Raw genomic sequence first — 22,392 nt, 5'->3', positions numbered from 1 at the left:
ACTCCCGGCAGCAGCTGGTCGATCAACTCATGAGCTACATCAAAGACTATAACCAGAAGAACGCAAAACCATTCAACTGGACCTATGGAAAAGAGTACCTCACGAATTAAGTGGTAATGACACTAGTATAACCTTAACTCTAACCTTATTGCTAAGAAGAACTTATAAATTAAATCTATTGGAAATTTGAAGGGCTGAAGTCAATAAATACAGGTGGGCGGGTAGTCTTATAGCGAAGGGGAGAGATCAGTTACAGCAATGCGTTCCCGATCCCTTTCACGTCTTTTTTCTCAAAGGAAATCAGGTATTCAGTGCCTTCCGAATTATTTACCTCAACATTAGCGTCAATTTGCCTGAGCAAAGCCCGAATAATTTTAGAACCGTATCCTCCATCTTGTTTTGGTGCAAATCCGTCGGAAGCGCCAATGCCATCATCTGCAATTTTAATTTTAATCTGCTGATCTTTCTCCGAGACGACTTTAACTTCCAGTTGCCCCTCATTTCTCCCGTCAAAGGCATGTTGCACAGAGTTCATTGTCAGCTCTGAAATAATAAGTCCTACAGGGATAGCCTGGTTTACATTTAAAGAAAGCTCAAAGTCGTTACTTTTTATTTCAATATCTTTCTCTTCCGATTTATAAATCTGTGCCAGGTACTCTATCAGTTCTTCCAAGAAATGATTAAAGTCGATCTGCGAAAAGTTCTGGCTTTGGTACAGCGTCTCATGGACCAAGGCTATCGATTTGATCTTGAGGATGACCTTGTTAATGAACCGGTACTCTTTCTTTTCCTCCGAATTAAACTTTTTCAGTTCCAACAGGCCTGATACCAGTGCGAGGTTATTTTTCACCCGGTGGTGAATTTCCTGGATCAGGATCTCCTTTTCTCTCAATGACGCCTCCAGTTTTTCGGTGGTTTCCCGGAGTTTCTTCTTGTCCTGAGCATCTTTAATAGACCGTTTAATCGCGAACGGAATTCTGCTCAAATTGCTTTTGAAAATCACATCGTCAGCTCCCTCCCTTAGGATTGCCCGCTCTTGTTCCTTGTCAATAGAACCCGAAAGCAAGATAAACGGCAACAGGGGATTTTTTGATTTTACAATTTTCAGTGCATCCAATCCATTAAAGGAAGGCAGGTTGTAATCAGCTATAACCAGATTGGGCAAATGGGCATCTAAGTGTTCCAGGAAATGCTCTCTTCCCTTGGCATGGTGCAGATCGGGTTCCAGCCCGTCCGACTTCAACTGGTATCGCAACAAATCAAAATCTGTCACGGTATCTTCAAGAACAAGGATACTTAACTTCTCGGGGTTTCCCATGATGTTACCGGTTCTAAAGACTAACCTTTTTTGGAGATTGATTCATTACGAGCCAGTAATATCCCAAATCTTTAATCGCTTTTGTAAAGTCATCAAAGTCTATTGGCTTAACGATATAACTGTTTACCCCCAAATCATAGCTCTTAACCATGTCCTTCTCCTCTTTTGAAGAGGTTAACATCACGACAGGCAGCTGTTTTAGCTCTTCACTGTTTCTTATTTCACGAAGCACCTCTATTCCATCCTTCTTGGGCAGTTTCAGATCCAGCAGCACTACTTTCGGTGTATGGTTGATATTGCGCTCACTGAACTCTCCCTTTGCAAATAAAAAGTCGATCGCCTGGGCTCCATCCTTAACCCAAAAAACCTGGTTGCTTATATTATTTTTTTTCAGCGTTCGCATCGCCAACTCAGCATCATTCTTGTTGTCTTCTACCAATAAAATTTGAACAGCTTCTTTCATTTAACCCTTTCCTATTCGTTGTGGTTTTGTGTTGGCAGACTGAAGTAAAATGTTGCTCCTTCGCCTTGTTCTGCTTCAGCCCAAATCTCTCCGTCATGACGATTTATGACTCTCTTAACCAAGGCCAGGCCAATACCCGTGCCTTCGAATTCATCATCTGAATGGAGCCGTTGAAAAACACCAAAAAGCTTGCTTTTGTACTCCATATCAAAACCGGCCCCGTTGTCTTTTACGTATATCACTACATCATCTCCCTTGTGATAGGAGTCCACCTCAATTACGGCTGGTTCGCTATTTTGGGAATATTTGAGTGCATTTGACAACAAGTTTTCTGCTACCTGTTTCAGCATCCCGCCATCGGCATGTACAACAGGTAAATCATTGATGTCAACTTTCAATGAATCATCATATTCGGGGAAAGTTTCTAATAACCGTCGGTAGGTTTCTTCAAATAATTGCTGGGTCTTCACCTCCCTCTTGGCAAGACTCGCTCTTCCAAGCCTCGAAAAAGCCAATATATCGTCAATCAGGTCACTCATCATATTGGCATTATCAATGACAACCCTCAGCAACCTTTTTCCCTCCTCGTCGAGTACCTCGGCATACTCCTCCTCCAAGATCCGGCTGAAACCGACAATAGCCCGTAAAGGGGTTCGCAGGTCATGCGACACCGAGTAGCTAAATGCCTCCAGCTCCTGATTCATCTTCTCAAGCTCCCTGGTTCTCTCCCTGACAAGTTCTTCAAGATGTTCTTTAGAAGTTTTATCCATAGTATTTAACTGTCATAAAAAATTTATTATCGCAGGTTATATAAATACTACCTGCCTGCTAAGAATGCCTTTACTACTAAATAAATTCAGAGTTGACAGATCGTTCGAGGAAGAAGTGCATGTGTCCCCTTTGTTTTCCAAGACCTTTGAATAACAGAAAGCTGCTGCTTTCAATATCTATACTGTACCATTTAAAAGTAAAACCAACTGCCTACAGCCCAATCATCTAGGTATTTTAGCCTATACCTAAGTAAACAAAAAAATATGACAGTAGAAAGATAACCTGTGGTGAAGCCTTGGAGTACTATATTAACCTGAGTTCTATATAAAAACTGTCATTGAGGGATTAAGTGACTATCGGGATCCCGACACCCGTCGGGAGGCAATCTTCCGGTAACTGAACAGAAAACGGACGGGGAGATCGCCACGTCGACCTCGCGATGGGCCCACTACTATCAAGGACGTCCCCTCGCGATGACAGCTATGATTATTGTGACTCTTATCTCGAACTGGCGTTATATTAGGTAGGCAAAAAAGAAAAAAGCTCTTGCAAGAATCTGCAAGAGCTTGGAAGTGAGCGGGAAACCGGATTTGAACCGGCGACCCTCACCTTGGCAAGGTGATGCTCTACCACTGAGCTATTCCCGCTTTAAGAGTCCCAAATATAAGGCGCTTGAATAGTATATATCAAAAAAAAATGGACGTTTCTTTAAATTATTTTTTCGGCATTGAAAAGCCGCCTCAAAAGCCCGGAACTACCGTCTTATTTTTCCTCGCACCTCTTCGGAGGTAATATTATTCTCAACAAATTCATCGTCAGGCAGCGTGGGTCTGTCCCGGTAGCGATCTACAATGCAGATAAAGCCAAGCGGCTCATCCTCGGTAGCATGAAACTGGTGCGGCGTCTCGGGGGCTACAAAAATGACGTCGTGGAGACCTATTTTATGCAGCTCATTACCTAACACCACTTCTCCCCCACCCCTTATTATCACAACAGAATGCGGATGGCGGTGAACTTCGAAGCTGGTATACCCACCCGGTTTCACTTCAAAGTAACGCGTTTGAAAATTAAGTTGCTGCTCATCCTCTTCTTCTCCCAGCAGAGAGTAGCGATGAACCCCCTCGTAGCACTGGTTGTCATCCTTGTATTCTTTACGAGGCACCGTATCCCACTGGTAATCAGAACATTTTATGACTTTTGAGCTGTTTTCTTTCTCCATGCCAAACTACTTTTTTGTGATGATGCTCCTGAGTTCATTAGATGCCGATTCAATCCCTTCAGGATGCTTGTACAAACTGCTGCCAATCAAGAACACGGTATCTGACCCATAGGTTTCAATCCAGTGAGCAATATTATCTATTTTGAGTCCACCGGCCGGTACAGGAAATGCCCGCCTGAAGGCAACTTCATCATTTCGGGCTGCATTGTTTACCGCCCTGCACTCATCTAATGTGAACGAAAATCGTCCTCCAACATTCGGGTAGATCACAAAGTCGGCTCCAAGTGCCCGCCAAAGTTGGCCGTATAAAAAATCTGGCGTTAGCCCCTTTTCTTCCACAGTGGTGAGAGAACCGGAAAAAGCGGGATGGGCCATTACAGGAAGGGCGGTCTCCATTCGTGCCAGCTGGTGCATCGTCGCCAATCCTGCGATATGGGGACAAAGCAGCACGCCGTCAGCCCCTAGCTCAGCAGCCAATTCATAACGTTCGATGACATCGCTGGCAAGAGCCGTGATATTGGGAAAATACCATGAGCGGCAACCTGTCTTCTCAGCAGCTTTTCCGACTGCATTTACACAGGCCTTTACCCGATCCTCAAAAGGAGCATATGACTGGTTGGCCAGGCCGTGGTCATCCTTGATGATATCAATGCCCCCGGAGGCGAATTTGTAACAGAGCTCGGCAAGTTCTTCCGGGCTCTTACCCACGGGCTTCAGCGCAGTTGAGGAAAGTGCGCGTCCGGTTATTCCCAGCTTCTCTCTGAGCACTTCGATTCCCATCGCCGGTCCTTCGAAAAGCTTCCCGTTCAGGGCCTCCCAGCCTGCATCTGTTATCCTGATACCCGGCTGCAGCGAAATGTTGCCGTACATAATGTTTATAAAATTGGCTATCTCTCTGCCAATATTTTCCGTTGGCCAACCGATTTTCACGCGATAGGTTCGCTCGTCAATCTGCTCACGGGCTGTTTCTTGGCCCACGATTTTATCTGCCAACGACTCCGAAAGGACCTGTAGCGGTAGTTCTACACTCTGTTCAAGGCATATATTCTCAACCTTTTCATTGATCTGCTCCTCATCCTCCAGTCGCACCCGGTATGTTAAAGTAAAGGTCTGCATAGTTTGATCAATGCCCTGAATCGTGGTGCAATATTCCTGGACTTACACTACGAGTGTTTCCGACCGTTTAGGACCGCTGGATAATATTCTCATCTCCACACCAAGGTAATCTTGTATGAAATCCAGGTATTCCCTCGCTTCGGAAGGTAACTCTTTGATGCTCGTGCACTTGTTGATATCAGATTGCCAACCCTTGAATGTTTTGTAGACCGGTTCGGCGTTCTCAATTTCATACAGGTCCGGTGAAAAATCTTTGGTTGTCTGGCCATCCACCTGGTACTCGGTGCAAACTTTAATCTGTTCAAAATTGTTGAGGATGTCGATCTTGGTCACCGCCAGCTCATCAATACCATTGATCCGGACAGCATATTTCAGGGCTACCAAGTCAAGCCAGCCACAGCGCCGTGGACGCCCGGTAGTCGCTCCAAACTCTTGCCCCTCACTGCGGAGAAATTCGCCGGTCTCACCGGTAAGTTCAGTAGGAAATGGTCCATTCCCAACGCGGGTACAGTATGCCTTGGTAATGCCCATTACATGATCAATAGCCCTCGGTGAAATTCCGGTACCGGTGCAAGCACCTCCAGCCGTGGGAGATGAGGAGGTCACATACGGATAGGTACCGTGATCGATATCCAGCAGGCTGCCCTGTGCACCTTCAAGCAAAATCTCTTCCCCATTCTCAATACCATTGTGCAGCAATGTTGCGGTATTGGTGATATAGGGACAGAGCTTTTCGGCAACCTCAAGAGTCTCGTTAAGAATTTTGTCCACATCCAATGGATCTTCCTTGTAAATATGAACCAACGCCTCATTGATATCCTTTAGATTACTCTTGAGTTTGTCTGCCAGGATGTCCTCGTGAAAAAGATCTGCCATGCGGATACCAACACGTGAAACCTTGCTGACGTACGCTGGACCAATACCACGCCCGGTTGTACCAATGGCATCATCCCCGCGGTGTTTTTCCTTAACCTGGTCTAACAGCTTGTGGTAAGGCAGAATGGCGTGTGCAGAACTGCTGATATACAGGCGATCCTCGAGATCAATACCCATCTCGAGAATATTTTCAATTTCGTCCAGCAGTGCCTGGGGCTCAATGACCACCCCATTGGCTATGACACATTTGGCAGCACCGTTGAATATGCCGGAAGGCACCAAATGAAGAACAATCTCTTCATCATCAAATTTAAGCGTATGGCCTGCGTTGGCCCCGCCCTGGTACCGAACGACATAATCGGCGTCCTTACTCAACAGATCAACAATTTTCCCTTTACCTTCGTCCCCCCACTGGGCACCTACAACTACTCGAATTGACATATAATAAATTTTACACAAAAAAAGGGGTGTATCAGCACACCCCTTTTTAAAGATTAGATTAACAAATTAGTTTTCTTTTGATTCTGTTTCTTCATCGCTGTAGGATTCTACAGCTTTTTCAAGCGATTTGTAATGCTTGAAGACGGTGATAAGCTTGGTAATAACCAGCAGGCTTTCAATTTTTTCGGTCGCATTTGCTATCCGAAGGTCGCCACCAGCTTTACGCATGGTAGTGAGCCCACCGATCAACATCCCCAATCCTGAAGAGTTCATGAACTTAACCTTACCCACATCAGCTACAATGTTGGTTTTGTCCTCTTCAATCAACTCATGCAGCTTCTCATTGAGTTTGACGGCATCCGGCCCGCCCATTACGTTTCCCTTAAATTCAAGTACTACACAATTATAACGCTCCGAAACATTAAAGTTCATGATCAGAATCTCCTATTTGGTTTGACTGTATGGAGTTGTATTTAAGCTTTTTTTGTCCGGGTTTCAAGCTCTACTACCAATGAACTTGCAACAAACAGAGAACTGTAAGTACCCACAATGACCCCAAGCATCAGGGCAAATGAAAAGCCTTTTAATACCTCTCCGCCAAAGATAAACAGGATGGTCACTACAAACAAGGTGGTAATAGAAGTAATAACAGTACGACTGAGCGTATCATTAAGACTCTTGTTTACCATGTCCGTGTAGTCCATCGTTTTATATAGGAGTGAATTTTCCCGGATTCGGTCAAATACTACCACGGTATCGTTCAACGAATAACCGACGATGGTGAGAAAAGCTGCGATAATCGCCTGGTCAATCTGCATGCTGAAGGGCGCTATTCCACCAAATATTGTGAATATTCCCAGCACCAGCAGCACATCATGAAATAACGCTGCAACCGCACCGGCTGAGAAAAACCAGTTTTTAAACCGGATCAGTATATAGATAAAGATAACGATCAAGGCAAAAATAATGGCCTGTATCGCTCCCGCTTTGAGATCTTCCGCGAAGCGAGGTCCAACAACATCCGTTTTGATAACGGTGGCCTCATTCCCGGGATACACTTCCGCCATCGTACTGGTAATCGTATTTTGGACATCGGTAATGCTTCCCGGGTTGTCGGTTCGGATAAGAATATCCTGTGGCGAACCGAAACGCTTTACTTCGGGTGCCCCGCCCAGTGGACCGGTCAGTTCACTTCGAACTTCCACTACCTCAACGGCTTCCTCAAATTCCAGGACAAACTCTTTACCGCCCCGGAAGTCAATGCCGTACTGCAGGCCTTTGGTTAAAATGGCAATGACAGAAATAACCAGCAAAATGCCTGAAACGTAATAGGCGATTTTGTGTGCCTTGATAAAATTGAAACTTGGTTCTTCAAACCATCTCATAATTCTAATTCCTCAATTTAGGTCTACATTAAATTTTTGTAGGGATTTCTCGATTAACCGAAGCTGATCTCAGCTGAACGGTCTCGAGTAAGCCAGTCAACGACTACGCGCGTGATGACAATAGCGCTAAACAATGAAGCAACAATACCTGCCATCAGTGTCACGGCAAAACCTTTGATGGGGCCAACTCCAAAACTGAAGAGTATGATACCCACGAAAAAGGTGGTAACGTTGGCGTCTACAATCGCGCTCATGGCGTTGGCATATCCACTGTCGATGGCCGCACGAAGCGTTTTTCCGGTTCGTTGCTCCTCCCTGATGCGGTCAAAAATAAGCACATTCGCATCCACCGCCATACCGATGGTCAGCACAATACCGGCAATTCCGGGGAGGGTGAGCGTGGCATTAAATGCCGCCAGGATCCCCAGTATAAACACTATATTTAACAGCAATGCCAAGTCGGCAATAGCCCCGCCGCGGTGATAATAAACAATCATGAAGATAGCGACGATGACCAGCCCGATGAAGGTGGAGTAAAAGCCCGACTTAATGGAAGATTCTCCCAGCGTGGCTCCTACTGTTCGCTCCTCAACAATGTCGAGCGGGGCAGGCAATGCACCTGACAGCAAAATATTGACAAGATCTTCCGCTTCAGTAACCTGGCCTATTCCTTCAATCACGGACCGCCCGTTGGCGATCTTGGTGTTTACGTTGGGATACGAATAGACATACCCATCGAGGACAATAGCGATCGGTTTACCGATGTTGGCACCCGTAATGCGGGCCCATTGTCGGGCACCCTCGCTGTTCATGGCCATCGATACTTCGGGGGCATTTGTCGTATTATTAAATGTTACCTGGGCTTCTTCAATCACTTCCCCGGTCATTTCTACGGACTCCCGAACACCGATCAGCTCAAAAAGCTCAACTGCGCCATCCTGGGAGGTCTGGAAGGGCGTTGCGCCCCACATGAGCTCAATGTTTCGGGGGATCATATTCTGCACTTCTGGTCTGCCCAGCAGCTCGTTGACCCGGGCGGTATCGGAAGCCGAGGCATACCCAAATACATACTGGTTGCGTGGACTAGGGTTCAAGACCTGTGACAACGGGTTTGGAGCATCGGTCTGTGAGGCCGGCATTGCCGTGGTGGTGTCCGAGGTATCGTTGGCAGCCTGCTGATCATAATAACTAATAATCTGCTTTCGGGCTGAGTTGAGATCGTTGGGATCGGCGGCCAGACGGAACTCGAGTCGCGCCGTTCCTTTCAACAGACTTCGCACACGTTCCTTGTTGGCCACGCCGGGCAGCTCAACGACAACGCGGTTATTTCCCTGTTTAAGAATAGAAGGCTCGTTTACCCCATACCGGTCAACCCGCGTTCGAATAATTTCGATAGCGCGGTCGACTGCCTCGTCGCGCTGAGTCTGTAAATACTGCTGTATCTCCTCATTCGTAGAACGGCGTGTGATGTTATCAGCATCTGACCGGTAGTAACGACTGAGACGGGCATTAGAGTCACGCTGCTCAAATTCCTGTACCAGCTCATTGATAAAGTCGGTACCATTTTGAAGTGCCCGTTGGTCAGCCACATCAATAACATTTTCCAGAGTAGTATCGGCATATTGCCCGGCCAGCTCATAAACCAGCTGTGGTGTTCCCACTTCAAGTGTCACGTGCATGCCGCCCTGCAGGTCAAGCCCCAGAGAGAGCATCTCAGAGCGCAAACCTTGAAGACGGGCATTGTTCTCTTCAACATATTCGGTCCGTTCGGCCTGTGGCAGATCCTCAATGTAATTCTGTTCGAGCCAGTAAGCTACCGTTGGCCAGAGGTAATAAATGGACATCGCTAAAAAAGCTACAATACAGCCAATTTTAAAACCATTATCTTTCATGGTGGTTCATCAATTAAACGTTAAAAATTTGTTTACAGTAGATTTGGACAAGAAAATAATAACGTTGTAAACACCAGGCTAAGGAGCACCGATGGCAACACCGCCAGAGAGAGGAATGATGTGAAAACTCGTCTTCGGCGTGAAGTAGACCGGGTTGGGTTGGTCTACAGTAAAGATAAATCGATCAATTTTTTTCCCGTTGACTCCACTAATGGAGTAGGAAAATTTATCGATTGTTGTGTGAAAACTCGATTTAATATTGGATGGAACTGAAGCTTTGCCCATCCCATTTCCCGTCTGGTAGGAATTCCATTCCAGGACCAACAGGTTATAAATTTCATCAGAGTCGTTGTTATTTTCGTCCAGCGGGAGATTAAAATCGTCATTATTCTGGCTGACGATTTTTGAAGCTTTCTGGATGAGTGTATTCAGAGAGTTATCCGACTTTCTCAACTTGAACAGCTTCTGCCTGAGATTGTCAGAATCCGCATCTCCCTTTTTCACTACCGTGTGCAGCCAGCTGGCAAAAGAGTTGGATGCTGCCTCCGCCTGGACCGGGCGAACCAAATACAATCCCATGCCCATCCACACGGCGATGACCAAAAACAGTTTTGTGATATGTGACCTAAAGTATCTCACAAGTGGCGGAAAATAGGCAGAAAGAAAGAGTGGAACAAACGCAAACAGAAATTAAATCTGTTCCTCTTGATATAGTAACGTTTAAAACTGGTTTCTATTGAGAACGGTATTTGGCCTTAGCAAAATTATTAGAAGTCCCTGCCTCAAATAATATAGGACAATCGAAACAGGGAACAACATTAATTTTTGGTTTCAATCTCGATAACGCCTCCACTTCCGGCAAGCCCATATCGAGAACCCGCTTCAGAACCTTTGAGGACATTAACACGGTCGATATCGTTTACATCAATCATGCTTACTACCTGCTGATAAGAATTCCCGACCCGGCTGCCGTCCACCACAAAAAGTGGCTCATTGTTGCCAGCCGCGGTATTGGCACCACGTACGTACACTCTTGCATTGTCTCCCGAACCCTGAACGGAAATACCTGCCACTTTTCGCAAATAATCTGCCAGGGTTATTGAACTGTTATTCACTTCAACGCTCGAAGAGCTCCCGGAACTCGACTGCTCAGAGGCCGACCCCGATGATGCGCAGCCGAGGGCCAAAACCAAAGTGACCATTCCCATAAATCCCATGCATCTCTTTATTAAATTCATAGCACTTTTTCTATTTATTTCGAGTTGGTTTGATAAAATTATGATAGCAGCATTTGAGTCTCATCAACGGCATTACGTTATGATGAAAGACCTCCACACTTTTGGGAGAATTGGATCAAATGCAAAAAACCACTACGTTTTTTCTGACAGAAATGTTACAGGTTTTTCTTTTCCTTCAATGATCGTTACCCCGAAAAGCGGAATGCTTCATTACTATAACGTATTTAGCGGTTAGATTAGATGGCAAAGGACCAAGAAATATCCTTTGTGTCATCCTGGACCTCCGACAGCTGTCGGAGATCTCGTAGTGGCACTAAGCGCTGATCTGTTAAGAGCCGATATCAAAGATAGAGGCTCTACGAGATCCTGAAATAAGTTCAGGATGACACAAAGGCTACTTTTTAACCGCTAAAAGCGTTACTTTAGTTACATTCAATGATCCAGACCCGGTGTGAAAATAGTGATCAAGCCTTCACTTTTTGCTTTTTTTCTCGCTCAAACTCCTCTTTTAAGAACTGCCCGGTATAACTGTGCTCAACCTGGGCAATCTCTTCAGGCGTGCCCTGAGCTAAAATTTCTCCGCCGCCGACTCCGCCTTCAGGTCCCAGGTCCATGATCCAGTCGGCCGCCTTGACAAGATCCATATTGTGCTCAATAACGATCACAGAATTCCCTTTGTCTACCAGCTGCTGAATTACATCTACCAACATGCGGACATCCTGGAAGTGAAGCCCGGTAGTAGGTTCATCCATAATATAAAGAGTGTCTCCGGTTCCCACTTTTGAGAGTTCACGCGCCAACTTGATGCGCTGCGCCTCCCCACCCGAAAGCGTAGTACTCGATTGTCCCAGCGTTAGGTAGCCGAGTCCCACATCATTCAGTGTCCCAAGGATGCGGTTTATTGCGGGAACCGAATTGAAGAATTCGCTGGCTTCCTTAATCGACATGTCCAGCACATCAGCAATATTTTTACCTTTGTAATAAATCTCCAGCGTTTCCCGATTATAGCGCTTGCCGTTGCAGGTTTCGCAGTTGACGTAAACATCGGGCAGGAAATTCATCTCAATTTTGCGCACGCCATCTCCATTGCAAGCCTCGCAGCGTCCACCTTTCACATTGAATGAGAAACGTCCCTGGTCATACCCTCGAATTTTGGATTCCGGCAGTTCTGCAAAAAGAGAACGAATATGATCAAACACCTTGGTATACGTTCCCGGGTTGGAACGCGGCGTCCGCCCAATCGGGCTTTGATCCACAGAAATAATCTTATCCAGGTTATCCAGCCCTTTAACCTTGTCATAGGGCAGCGGTACCGTTTTGGAATTATAAAAGTGATTGGACAGAATAGGTGCAAGGGTCTGGTTAATGAGCGAGCTCTTCCCACTGCCGCTCACCCCGGTAACACAGATAAATTTGTTGAGAGGAATCTCTACATCCAGGTTTTTCAGGTTGTGCCCTCTCACTCCAGAGAGTTGAATGCTTTTGCCATTGCCGTCACGCCGCTCATCGGGATAGGGAATAATCTCTTCATCATTCAGGAACCTGGCGGTCATCGAATCGGGATCCAGTTCTTCTGGAGTGCCCTCGGTTACAATTTCCCCGCCATATTCACCGGCTCCAGGCCCCAGGTCGAGCACATAGTCCGCATGTTCAATGGTTTCCCGGTCGTGCTCTACTACGATCACGCTGTTTCCAAGATCCCGCAATGTTTCTAGGGAGCGGATCAGTTTAATATTGTCCCGCTGGTGAAGACCGATGCTCGGCTCATCCAGGATATAGAGCACGCCTACCAGCTGCGTACCGATCTGCGTAGCCAGCCGAATGCGTTGTGCCTCCCCGCCGGAAAGCGTCTGTGCTTCGCGATCCAGTGTCAGGTAATCAAGTCCTACGTTCAGTAGAAAATCAACGCGGTCTCGCACTTCTTTTAGCACTTGATGACCAATCTTCTGCTGCCTTTCGGTAAGCTCCAGGTTATTGACGGCGTCCCGCAGGGTATTCAGATCCATCTTTACCAGATCATCAATAGTATATTCATCAATTTTATAGGATAGGGCCTCTTTGTTAAGACGTCCCCCACCGCACGCCGTGCAGTCGACCTTGGCCATGAACGCCTTGGCCTTGTCTCGCTGTTTATTGGATTTGCTCTCTTCGTATTGCTCCCTGATAATATTGCGTAGCCCTTTGAACGTATGCTTGTAGGTTACGCTATCGTCACGAAAGTCATAGCTCACATTAAACTTCTTATCTCCCCCGCCTTCAAAAAGGAGCTCGAGGGCATCCTCTGGATATTCTTCTATCGGCGTATCAAAATCGAGTCCTACCGTATCCAGCACAGCCTGGAGCTGCTTGAACACAAAAATATCGCGCGGCTCACCCAAAAACCTGATGGCACCCTCCGATATCGACTGCTCGGGATTGGGAATTACAAGTTTGCGGTCTACGTCGTGGTTGTAGCCGAGTCCATCACATTTTGGACAGGCCCCGTATGGTGAGTTGAAAGAAAATATATTGGGCGCCGGATCCTCATACGCTATGCCACTTTCCGGGTCGAACAGATTCTGTGAAAACAGGTGATCCTTGAGCTCGCCATCCTCTTCGGGCACGGCCAGTATCACGTTGCCATCCGCCATTTCCAGGGCCAGGCGCACACTTTCGGCAATCCGCTTTTCGCTACCGGGATTAATAACAAAGCGATCTACCACAACCTCGATATTGTGCGTCTTGTAGCGATCCACTTTCATATCTTCTTCCAGGTCCATGAACTCATCGTCCACACGTACCTGAACAAATCCCTGCTTCATGGTCTGTTCAAAAAGCTCTCGATAATGCCCTTTCCGGCCGCGAACCACTGGGGCCAGGCAATACGCCTTGGTTCCTTCCGGCATCTCCATAATGCTTTCCACCACTTGGTCGGCGCTCTGTTTTTCCATCTTGTTGCCGGTTTTCCAGGAATATGGCACCCCGATACGCGCGTACAATAGCCGCAGAAAGTCGTAAATTTCGGTGACCGTCCCCACCGTTGAACGGGGATTGCGGTTGGTCGTTTTCTGATCAATGGAAATGACAGGAGAAAGTCCATCGATGAAATCAACATCCGGGCGCTCCATCATGCCCAGAAACTGGCGGGCATAGGCTGAGAGAGATTCTAAAAATCGTCGCTGCCCTTCAGCATAGATTGTGTCAAAGGCCAGTGAAGATTTACCCGAGCCGGAAATACCGGTCACGACGACCAGCTCTTCCCGGGGAATGTTGACATCTATATTTTTGAGATTGTGTTCGCGTGCTCCGCGTATTACGATGTGTTCTCGCAAAGGAATCGTGACTTTTTAGGTTAGCAATAAACTGTTTAAGATAATCAATTGATCCCTAATTGTAAGGGATAATTACAAGCTTTTTAACTCTGGCTTTACAAGAAAAAGCCAAACATGGCTGACAAGATTATAGTTTCCCGCAACAAACCGACACTTTTCTGGTTTTGGTAACACACTAGTTACCGCGCTTCCTTTCAGGGTAATGAAAGTGAATTGAAAAAAGAACCATCAAAGCGACAGAAACAAATCACCTTATTCGAAGTTTAATTTCATTTCCGAAAAGGTAAGCTGATGAGTTGACTGATATCAGCAATAAAGCCTCGTGTCATCCCAATAGATTCGGCACTGGGCATTGGTACGATTGAATTAATGACTAACGTCCACCGATCCTACCAGGTTCTGACCCCAACGCTTTTGAGGACATAATTTGGAAGCAATTTTTAATCCCTAAACACACACAAATATTAAAAACGATACTACTGTGAAAAAATATACGTCATACTCAGTTCTCGTTATAGCTACAACTCTAATTTTGGCAAGCTGCAGCACCCTTGACCGATCGGGAAATCGAACCCTGTTGCCCTATGTGGAGAATCAAAAAGTTGGGTTTATCGATTCCTCTTTATCTACTCAAATACAACCAAATTTTAAGTTTGTGCCAGATGCCAACTGGCCATACCACTTCTCGGAGGGACTGGCAGCTATTAACATCCTGGGAAGAGTCGGATACGTAAATTCAAGTGGAAAAATGACCATTGAGCCACAATTTGATGCCGCCAGCAACTTTTCGGAGAGGTTGGCCCTTGTGAAAGTGAACGAGCACTACGGCTACATCGATCATTCCGGCGATTTTGAAATTAAACCACAGTTTGAAGAAGCACATAATTTTAGTTCTGGATTGGCAGCTGTAAAGATTAACAAAAACGGTGATTGGGGTTACATAAATAATAAAGGTGAACTAGTGATTGAGCCGCAATTTATGAACGCCGGAGACTTTAACAACAACCGGGCACGAGTTCAAACATACCAGCACCGCGAGTGGGGATACATCGACAAACAGGGAGAATTCGTTATTGAACCAGCCTACCCCAATGCTGGAGATTTTTCTGAAGGACTTGCAGCGGTGGAGCTCGAATTTAAGCAGTTTGGATATATCGACACGCTGGGACGCATCGCTATTGAATCCCAATTTCTCAAGGCAGAACCTTTCGCAGAAGGTAAGGCGGCAGTGGCTATGCCTGAATCCTCAAACAATCTCGACAACTACAAATATGGCTACATCAACAGGAGGGGTGAATTCCTTGTGGAGCCCGCATACGACAAGGCCTTTGCTTTTCACAATGGTGTAGCCCGTGTCAAATTGGGGAACCAGTTTGCCTATATAGATGAACATGGGCGGCAAATTGTTGAACCAATATTTGACGAGGCCTGGGATTTTAAAGCAGGCCTGGGTTTGGTTAAAACGGGAAACAAGTATGCTTATATTAACAAGCAAGGCCTTTTTGCAATTGAGCCTAAAAATTAAAGAATAATTCCGGGTTAGCAGCAATAAACATTATCGACCTGAAAGGAATTACATTTAAATTGCTCATTTCTGTATATTTGCCTAATCTAGTTAATTCATAAAATTTGTAGTGTCGAACTGTATTTAAAATGATCTTGAAAGAAGAATCCGTGGCTCCTGAAGTAGCAAATCCCAAAGACTGGTCTCCCGCTTCCTGGCAAAATTATCCGATCAAGCAGTTGCCTGAGTATCCTGATCAACAAGAATTGGAAGCTGCTTATGAGGAGTTACGCTCATTGCCCCCGCTCATCACTTCATGGGAAGTGGAAGCCCTAAAGAACAAACTGGCCGATGTAGCAGCCGGAAATGGATTTCTGCTGCAGGGCGGTGATTGCGCTGAAACATTTGCCGATTGTAAGTCACCTAAAATTGTGAATCTGCTTAAGGTACTTCTGCAGATGAGCTTTATTCTCATCCATGAGACCGGGGTACCCGTTGTGCGTATCGGTCGAATTGCCGGGCAGTATGCCAAGCCGCGATCCAGTGATTATGAGATCGTGGATGGCGAAAAGATTATGAACTATCGCGGTGACCTTATCAACAGTTTCAAACCCGATGCTGAAGCACGAAAGCCCAATCCCAATCGCCTGATCGAAGGCTATAAGAATGCTTCACTGACGCTTAATTTCCTCCGCGCCCTGGCAGATGAAGGGTTTGCAGACCTGCATCATCCTGAGTACTGGGAGCTGGACTTCATGAAGCAGAATAAGTATTACAAAGAGTATGAAACGATGGTCAACTCCATCCAGAAAGCTGTGAGCTTTATGGAGTCGATCACGCCAAACCAGTTTAACACACTTCAGAAGATCAATGTGTATACCTCTCATGAGGCCCTGAATTTGTACTACGATTCTGCACAGACTCGCAAAGTGCCGCGACGAGAAGGCTTTTATAACCTGAGCAGCCACATGGTATGGCTCGGGAACAGGACTCGTGATATTGATGGTGCCCATGTCGAATACTTCCGTGGCATCCGCAACCCCATCGGCATTAAAGTCGGCCCGCCGTTTGAGGTGGATGAAACGCTGCGACTTATTGAAAAACTGAACCCGGTGCATGAAGCGGGTAAAATTGTGCTCATCAGCCGTTTCGGAGTAAACAAAGTACAAGAACAGCTGCCTGAGTTTATCCAGGCTGTTAAACGCGAAGGATTCCCCGTTGTATGGATCTGTGACCCTATGCACGGTAACACCTTCTCTACGGATAATGACGTCAAAACACGTAACTTCGACGACATTATTACGGAGCTGCGTCAAACTTTTGCCATCCACCGCGACCAGGGCACGTATCTTGGCGGTGCTCACCTGGAGCTTACCGGTGATAACGTCACCGAATGCGTAGGTGGAGCCAAAGGGTTGCATGAAGGTGAACTCCACCGTAATTACGAGACCTACTGTGATCCGCGACTAAACTACGAGCAAAGCCTGGAGATGGCCTTCCTGCTCGCCAAAGAATGGAAACAAAGTTACAAGCAGTAAATTCGTTATTTGTTATCGGTTAATAGTTATTGGCAGGGTTCTCACCAATAACTATTAACCTTTTTTATTAATCTAACTCCTTCTGATCCAGACAAGTTTTTTCCTACCCGCCCCTAATCCCCAATTCTCAATAACAAGTAACCAATAGCGGCCTGCATTTTTTACAGTCCTCCTGTCGCTTTGGCTATACCGGTAATGACAAGATTTTCCCCAACTGAGGGAGTCCTGAAAAAAACACAGATCCACATTGGCTCTTTGTCAGTACTGAGGAATCTAAAACCGCTTGGCATACGCCTTGCAGCTATAAAAGTGAGTTTTTGAAAGAAAAAAGTTACAAACAAAACCAATTTGGAGGTATTACCATGACACTTATAAGATATAATCGACCAAACCGCGATCTCTTTTCCAAAAACTTTTCCGATATGATGGATGAGTTTTTTAATGATGTTGTAAATCAACGAAACAACAATTTCGTACCAAGCATTGACATTTCTGAAACCGATAATGGTTTTGAGGTTACGGCTGAACTCCCCGGCGTGAACAAGGAAAATATCGATGTGAGCCTTGATAACGGCCGATTGACCATCAGCGGCGAACGGAAATTTGAAGAGAAAGAGGAAGGCAAAACCTATCACCGGGTAGAAACCCGATACGGTTCCTTCAACCGTTCGTTCCAGCTCCCGGACAATGTTGATGAAGACAGCATCGACGCCAAATACGAAAATGGATTGCTACACATTTCAATCAAGAAGACAGAAGACAAAGTGAAAAAGCAGATAGAAGTTAAGTAGCTCTATCAGCATCCCCCTGATAAATCCCGACAACTGATAATAAACCATATTATTTGCCGGGGTTGCAATGAAATGCAGCTCCGGCTTTAGTTTTTCATTAATAATAGAAGTAATACAATAATTAACAACGACCGTTAGTTAAAGGAACTGAATCTTTAAAAACATTTTTTCCAGGTATTAATTTCCAAAATGGAGTTTCTCATGAATCGAATGAATAAATCACTATTTGCTATCCTAGCATTAGCGCTTATTCTGGTCGGGTTCTATACTGTGGATTTCGAAGGATCGAGTCAGGCTTCAATCATAAGCCTGCCCGACTTTGATACCGAGGTACAAGCCGCTCAGGATACACCTGTTAACAGCTTAAAGGATTTGAATGATGCCATTGTCAACATTGCGGAAAAGACAAAACCGGCGGTTGTGACAATTTTCACTACACAAACCATTGAGACCCCGGAAAACCCTCTTTTCCGCTTCTTTGGTGAAGATCCCCGTGGGGGCGGCGGAGAACGAGAAGTCAGTGGTTTGGGCTCCGGCGTAATCGTATCGGAAGACGGATACATCCTGACCAATAACCACGTTGTGGAAGCTGCCGAAAGCATAAATGTTGAGACAGTTAACGGCGACGTATTGGAAGCCGAAGTAGTTGGAACGGATCCCCAGACAGATATTGCGGTACTGAAGATCAATGCTGAGAACTTACCTACCATTGAACTGGGAAACAGCGATGATCTGCGTGTGGGTGAATTCGTGATGGCGATCGGCAGCCCGTTTGGAGAAGAGCTGGCCCACTCCGTTTCCTTCGGTATTGTTTCAGGCAAGGGGCGAACCAACGAAATGATGGCCCGACGCACCGGTGGATACCAGAACTTTATCCAGACTGACGCCGCCATTAACCCCGGAAACTCCGGTGGTGCACTTATCAATCTAGATGGGGAATTAGTAGGAATTAATACAGCGATTCTCTCACGCTCCGGCGGTAACCAAGGCATCGGGTTTGCCATCCCCGCTAACCTGGCGAAGAATATTATGAATCAACTAATTGAAACCGGCGAAGTGCAACGCGGATATCTCGGAATTACGGGTGACGGCGTTGACAGAACGATGGCCAGAGCGCTGGGACTTGATAAGCCACAAGGTGTGATTGTTGGAGGAGTTCAGGAAAATACTCCAGCAGCTGAATCTGGCCTGAAAGAGGGCGACGTCATTAGAACGTTGGACGGCAAGACAGTGGAAGGATGGCTGTCTTTCCGCACCGCCATTGCCAGCAAAAGGCCGGGTGATACCGTAGAGCTCGGTGTCTTGCGCGACGGAGATGAACAAACTGTAACTGTTACGCTGGGGGAATTTCCTGAAGAATTACAAGCTTCTGCCGGACAACAGCAACGAGGAGCACCGGATCAAAACCTTGAAGAGAGCATTGGCTTCAACGTCCGGAATATCACTCCGGCAATTGCAGAAGAACTTCAGCTTGATCCAAATATAAATGGGGTCGTCGTCACCGGCATCAACCGCAACAGCAATGCCGCCCGGCAAGGTCTCCGACAGGGTGATGTCATCACCAGCATTGCGAAAGAGCAAGTCCAGAATGTAGAAGACTTCAATAGAATTATGAGTGAGCTAACCCAGCAAGAGAACCAAGTCGTATTAATGCGCATTATCCGCCAGGGCAACGGCCTGTTTATCGCATTCGAGATTTAAATTTTACAAGAGCCTACCTACACAATCCCTGGTCCCCGGTCTATCCCGCCGGGGACTTTTTTTATGTCAAGCTGACTATATTGTTTAACTCTATAAATAGTCAATAAAATTACCCTGGCCGCTATCAAACGACCAGGGCTTGATTCCTCAGGAGAGGAAATATGCCATATCATATTCACTCACTTAATAGATACGTTTCAAAGCAAATCCTTACAAAATAATTTAAATCATCCTTATTTCTGGTTAAACCGGCATTTTCCCGTGAAATTCTGGCATTACGGGGATACTAGGTATTGTTTTTGCATGCTTAATACTTAGATATTGTGCACGAGTATTTTCGATTATTTGTTAATCGTGGGTACTTTAGTACTTAAGCACTACGCAATTATTTGAAAGCCAAGAGTTTCAGTTTTCATGGAATACAAAGATTATTATGACATATTGGGCGTAAGCAGGGGCGCTTCCCAGGATGAGATTAAAAAAGCCTACCGTAAAAAGGCGGCTAAATACCATCCTGACAAGAATCCCGACGACCCCTCGGCTGAAGAAAAGTTCAAAGAGGTCGGGGAAGCCTATGAAGTGCTAAAGGACCCCGAGAAGCGTAAACTCTATGACAAAGCCGGCAAGGACTGGAAGCGCTATCAGCGGGCTGGTGGTACTGCTGATGATTTCGACTGGTCACAATATGCCCGTGGCGGAGGAGACCAATCCTACCGCATTAATTTTGATATGAACGACATTTTTGGGGGACGAGCCCAAGGCGGTGGTGCCGGGGGCGGCAGTCCATTTTCCAGCTTCTTCGAGAGCCTGTTTGGCGGAGGTAATCCCTTTGCAGAAGCACAGCAAGGACAAACGCGGTCCCAGCGATTTCGTACGCGGTCGCAACCGGGAGCTGGACAACAGGCCAAATCCACGAAAAAGAATGTAACTGCCAGTATTGACATATCCTTACAAGAGGCCTACGAAGGCACCAGTCGCACTGTGCGTATTGGCAAAGAAAAAATGAAGATCAAGATTCCATCGGGCATTAAAGACGGACAAAAGCTGAAAGTGAGCGGCCGGGGCAGCTCGAGTGTCCGCGGCGGGCAGCGGGGTGATTTCTACCTGAAAATAAATGTGAAAGAGCCCAAAGATTTCCAGCGAAAAGGAAATGATATCTACCATGATCATCCCATCGACCTCTACACCGCGGTGCTTGGCGGCGATACCCGGGTGTCGACCCTTAACGGCAAGGTGAAGCTCAAAATCCCCGCCGGCACCCAAAGCGGCGACCTGTTCCGAATACCGGGCATGGGTATGCCGGAGTTTAAAAACAGCTCAAAAAAAGGCGATTTCTTTGTACGCGCCATGGTGCAGGTACCGGAAAAACTGAGTGATGAAGAGAAAGAGATGTTCAAAAAGTTATCCGACAAGGACACTAACTTTTAAAAAATGCTCTTAGTATAGATTTCTGATAAAGTAATACTTCACGTCCACTGACATATTAATATCAAACTCTCTTGTCATAATTTTACTATCGCTCGTAATACCACGACGATGATATAAGAATGGAGTAAATCTAACGGTTATCGCAAGTTTATTCTCTAAAAAATATGTCAAATAACTACTTAATGATAAATTGTTCGTCCATCTAGTCGAATTTCCTGAACCTAAATCATTAGCAATTGTTCGTTTAATGCGGGAATATCTATTCCGTACTTCTGTATTCAAGAACCACCTATCCGAAACAGTCCATAACCACTCTACTCCCAGAGTAGTTGATGCATTCCAATTGTAGTCCACCGCACTATTGCTACTTCCAAGAGGGTAAGACTGATTCAAAGAACCAAAAGCACCAATTTGATGATTCAAGGAAATATTATGATACAATCTACCCCTCAGATATGGACCAATAGTTTTAATAATTGAGGTGCTTCCTTGAGAGCTATCTTGGTCTTTACGGTCCAAATAGTTTGTGTATCGGAACCTAACACCCGCTATTAGTTCCCATCCTTCAAAGCGAGTACCAATCACTTCATCAAAAATATCGGTGAGATACATCATATCATACGGTTTCAAACCCGACAGGGCAGAGCCTGTGGCACGATTCATATCTTGCCAGAAATATTTTTCAGAGCGATCATAACTCTTTTGATAGCCATCATATTTCGTAAACTGGTTGGCTGCGTTTAATAATTGCACCCTGTTTAAAGCGTCCTGTCCTATAGCCCGCAACCGTTCCTCCAAACGAACAGCTCTTATCATCGGATTAATATTTCGTATCCTGCCAAAACCAATGCCGATTTCCGGTTTTATAGAAACATCACGTCCTATACTCGTGTTTCCGGGCTGAAAATTCTTACGCCTGTTATAAGTAACAGAAAAATCTCCTGCTCCATATAAAAATATATTCTCTGATTGATAATTCTTCAGTGAAATATTTATTTGTGAATCAATATTGAGATTCTTTGTCTGACGTTCCGAATTATCATATCCACGAGATTCAATTTTACTATTATTATAATTCAACCCCACTGAGCTAAATAAATTTAGAATTTTCTGTTCCGATTCCCTGTACAAACGGTATGTTGGACTGATTTGTATTGTATTGGAGAATCGTGATATATTTCTTTGATCATATTTAGAATCAGATACGCTGCTCATGTGACTCAGATCCAGCCCAAAATTAGAATAGCCCCAGTCGGGCAGCCGGTAGTCCAGCAACGGCTGAATATCTTCGGGATTTGAGAAGCCAACGCTTTCCTGTGCCAACAAATTTGTTAGTGAGCAACAAAAAAGAACAACGAAAATAGCCAATAGTATTTTTTTCATATCACCTTGGTCTGTTG

18 protein-coding genes and 1 tRNA gene are annotated in these 22,392 nt (G+C 45.6%); 5 read left to right on the top strand and 14 right to left on the bottom strand.

Annotation, left to right across the window (positions count from 1 at the left end):
• Window positions 1-250: 250 nt before the first annotated feature.
• The 13 genes from NC796_RS09050 to uvrA all read right to left on the bottom strand — a co-directional run bounded on the left by NC796_RS09050 (window position 251) and on the right by uvrA (window position 14,030).
• Window positions 251-1,318, bottom strand: coding sequence for a histidine kinase dimerization/phosphoacceptor domain -containing protein (locus NC796_RS09050; RefSeq protein ID WP_310684061.1), 1,068 nt, complete (start codon window positions 1,316-1,318; stop codon window positions 251-253).
• Window positions 1,319-1,331: 13 nt separating this feature from the next.
• Window positions 1,332-1,781, bottom strand: a complete 450-nt coding sequence (locus NC796_RS09045) for a response regulator (protein WP_310684060.1) — start codon at window positions 1,779-1,781, stop codon at window positions 1,332-1,334.
• 11 nt (window positions 1,782-1,792) lie between these two features.
• A complete protein-coding gene (locus tag NC796_RS09040) occupies window positions 1,793-2,551 on the bottom strand; it encodes an ATP-binding protein (protein WP_310684059.1) in 759 nt (252 codons plus the stop codon).
• Between the two features lie 576 nt (window positions 2,552-3,127).
• Window positions 3,128-3,199 (bottom strand) — tRNA-Gly (locus NC796_RS09035).
• 107 nt (window positions 3,200-3,306) lie between these two features.
• Window positions 3,307-3,771, bottom strand: coding sequence for a cupin domain-containing protein (locus NC796_RS09030; RefSeq protein ID WP_310684058.1), 465 nt, complete (start codon window positions 3,769-3,771; stop codon window positions 3,307-3,309).
• A gap of 6 nt (window positions 3,772-3,777) precedes the next feature.
• The gene (locus NC796_RS09025; protein ID WP_310684057.1) at window positions 3,778-4,887 is read right to left on the bottom strand and encodes a RuBisCO large subunit C-terminal-like domain-containing protein; all 1,110 of its coding nucleotides are present in this window, start codon (window positions 4,885-4,887) and stop codon (window positions 3,778-3,780) included.
• A gap of 42 nt (window positions 4,888-4,929) precedes the next feature.
• Window positions 4,930-6,204 carry an adenylosuccinate synthase gene (locus tag NC796_RS09020; protein ID WP_310684056.1) on the bottom strand — a complete coding sequence of 425 codons (1,275 nt, stop codon included), beginning with the start codon at window positions 6,202-6,204 and terminating at the stop codon, window positions 4,930-4,932.
• Between the two features lie 66 nt (window positions 6,205-6,270).
• Window positions 6,271-6,636 (bottom strand): STAS domain-containing protein, encoded by a 366-nt coding sequence (locus NC796_RS09015; RefSeq protein WP_310684055.1) that lies wholly within the window; start codon window positions 6,634-6,636, stop codon window positions 6,271-6,273.
• A gap of 41 nt (window positions 6,637-6,677) precedes the next feature.
• Window positions 6,678-7,589, bottom strand: a complete 912-nt coding sequence (secF, locus tag NC796_RS09010) for a protein translocase subunit SecF (RefSeq protein WP_310684054.1) — start codon at window positions 7,587-7,589, stop codon at window positions 6,678-6,680.
• Window positions 7,590-7,642: 53 nt separating this feature from the next.
• Window positions 7,643-9,481 carry a protein translocase subunit SecD gene (secD, locus tag NC796_RS09005; protein WP_310684053.1) on the bottom strand — a complete coding sequence of 613 codons (1,839 nt, stop codon included), beginning with the start codon at window positions 9,479-9,481 and terminating at the stop codon, window positions 7,643-7,645.
• Between the two features lie 78 nt (window positions 9,482-9,559).
• Complete coding sequence (locus NC796_RS09000; protein ID WP_310684052.1) at window positions 9,560-10,120, bottom strand: hypothetical protein; 561 nt, start codon at window positions 10,118-10,120, stop codon at window positions 9,560-9,562.
• Between the two features lie 179 nt (window positions 10,121-10,299).
• Window positions 10,300-10,719 (bottom strand): TonB-dependent receptor plug domain-containing protein, encoded by a 420-nt coding sequence (locus NC796_RS08995; RefSeq protein ID WP_310684051.1) that lies wholly within the window; start codon window positions 10,717-10,719, stop codon window positions 10,300-10,302.
• Between the two features lie 464 nt (window positions 10,720-11,183).
• On the bottom strand, window positions 11,184-14,030 hold the full coding sequence (gene uvrA / locus NC796_RS08990; RefSeq protein ID WP_310684050.1) for an excinuclease ABC subunit UvrA: 2,847 nt from the start codon (window positions 14,028-14,030) through the stop codon (window positions 11,184-11,186).
• A 481-nt stretch (window positions 14,031-14,511) separates the two neighbouring features.
• Here uvrA and NC796_RS08985 point away from each other — a divergent pair, with 481 nt between their 5' ends.
• The 5 genes from NC796_RS08985 to NC796_RS08965 all read left to right on the top strand — a co-directional run bounded on the left by NC796_RS08985 (window position 14,512) and on the right by NC796_RS08965 (window position 20,992).
• Window positions 14,512-15,555, top strand: coding sequence for a WG repeat-containing protein (locus NC796_RS08985; RefSeq protein ID WP_310684049.1), 1,044 nt, complete (start codon window positions 14,512-14,514; stop codon window positions 15,553-15,555).
• Between the two features lie 128 nt (window positions 15,556-15,683).
• A complete protein-coding gene (locus NC796_RS08980) occupies window positions 15,684-17,072 on the top strand; it encodes a class II 3-deoxy-7-phosphoheptulonate synthase (RefSeq protein ID WP_310684048.1) in 1,389 nt (462 codons plus the stop codon).
• A 362-nt stretch (window positions 17,073-17,434) separates the two neighbouring features.
• The gene (locus NC796_RS08975) at window positions 17,435-17,863 is read left to right on the top strand and encodes an Hsp20/alpha crystallin family protein (RefSeq protein WP_310684047.1); all 429 of its coding nucleotides are present in this window, start codon (window positions 17,435-17,437) and stop codon (window positions 17,861-17,863) included.
• Window positions 17,864-18,064: 201 nt separating this feature from the next.
• Window positions 18,065-19,564 carry a Do family serine endopeptidase gene (locus tag NC796_RS08970; protein ID WP_310684046.1) on the top strand — a complete coding sequence of 500 codons (1,500 nt, stop codon included), beginning with the start codon at window positions 18,065-18,067 and terminating at the stop codon, window positions 19,562-19,564.
• Between the two features lie 414 nt (window positions 19,565-19,978).
• Window positions 19,979-20,992, top strand: a complete 1,014-nt coding sequence (locus NC796_RS08965) for a DnaJ C-terminal domain-containing protein (RefSeq protein ID WP_310684045.1) — start codon at window positions 19,979-19,981, stop codon at window positions 20,990-20,992.
• A 9-nt stretch (window positions 20,993-21,001) separates the two neighbouring features.
• On the opposite strand, the gene NC796_RS08960 is transcribed toward NC796_RS08965, so the two are convergent.
• Window positions 21,002-22,375, bottom strand: coding sequence for a hypothetical protein (locus NC796_RS08960; protein ID WP_310684044.1), 1,374 nt, complete (start codon window positions 22,373-22,375; stop codon window positions 21,002-21,004).
• Window positions 22,376-22,392 lie beyond the last annotated feature (17 nt).

Origin of the sequence: Aliifodinibius sp. S!AR15-10, assembly GCF_031569985.1 — a bacterium.
Lineage (GTDB): Bacteria > Bacteroidota > Rhodothermia > Balneolales > Balneolaceae > JAMQKA01.
This window is presented reverse-complemented; position numbering and strand designations above follow the sequence as displayed.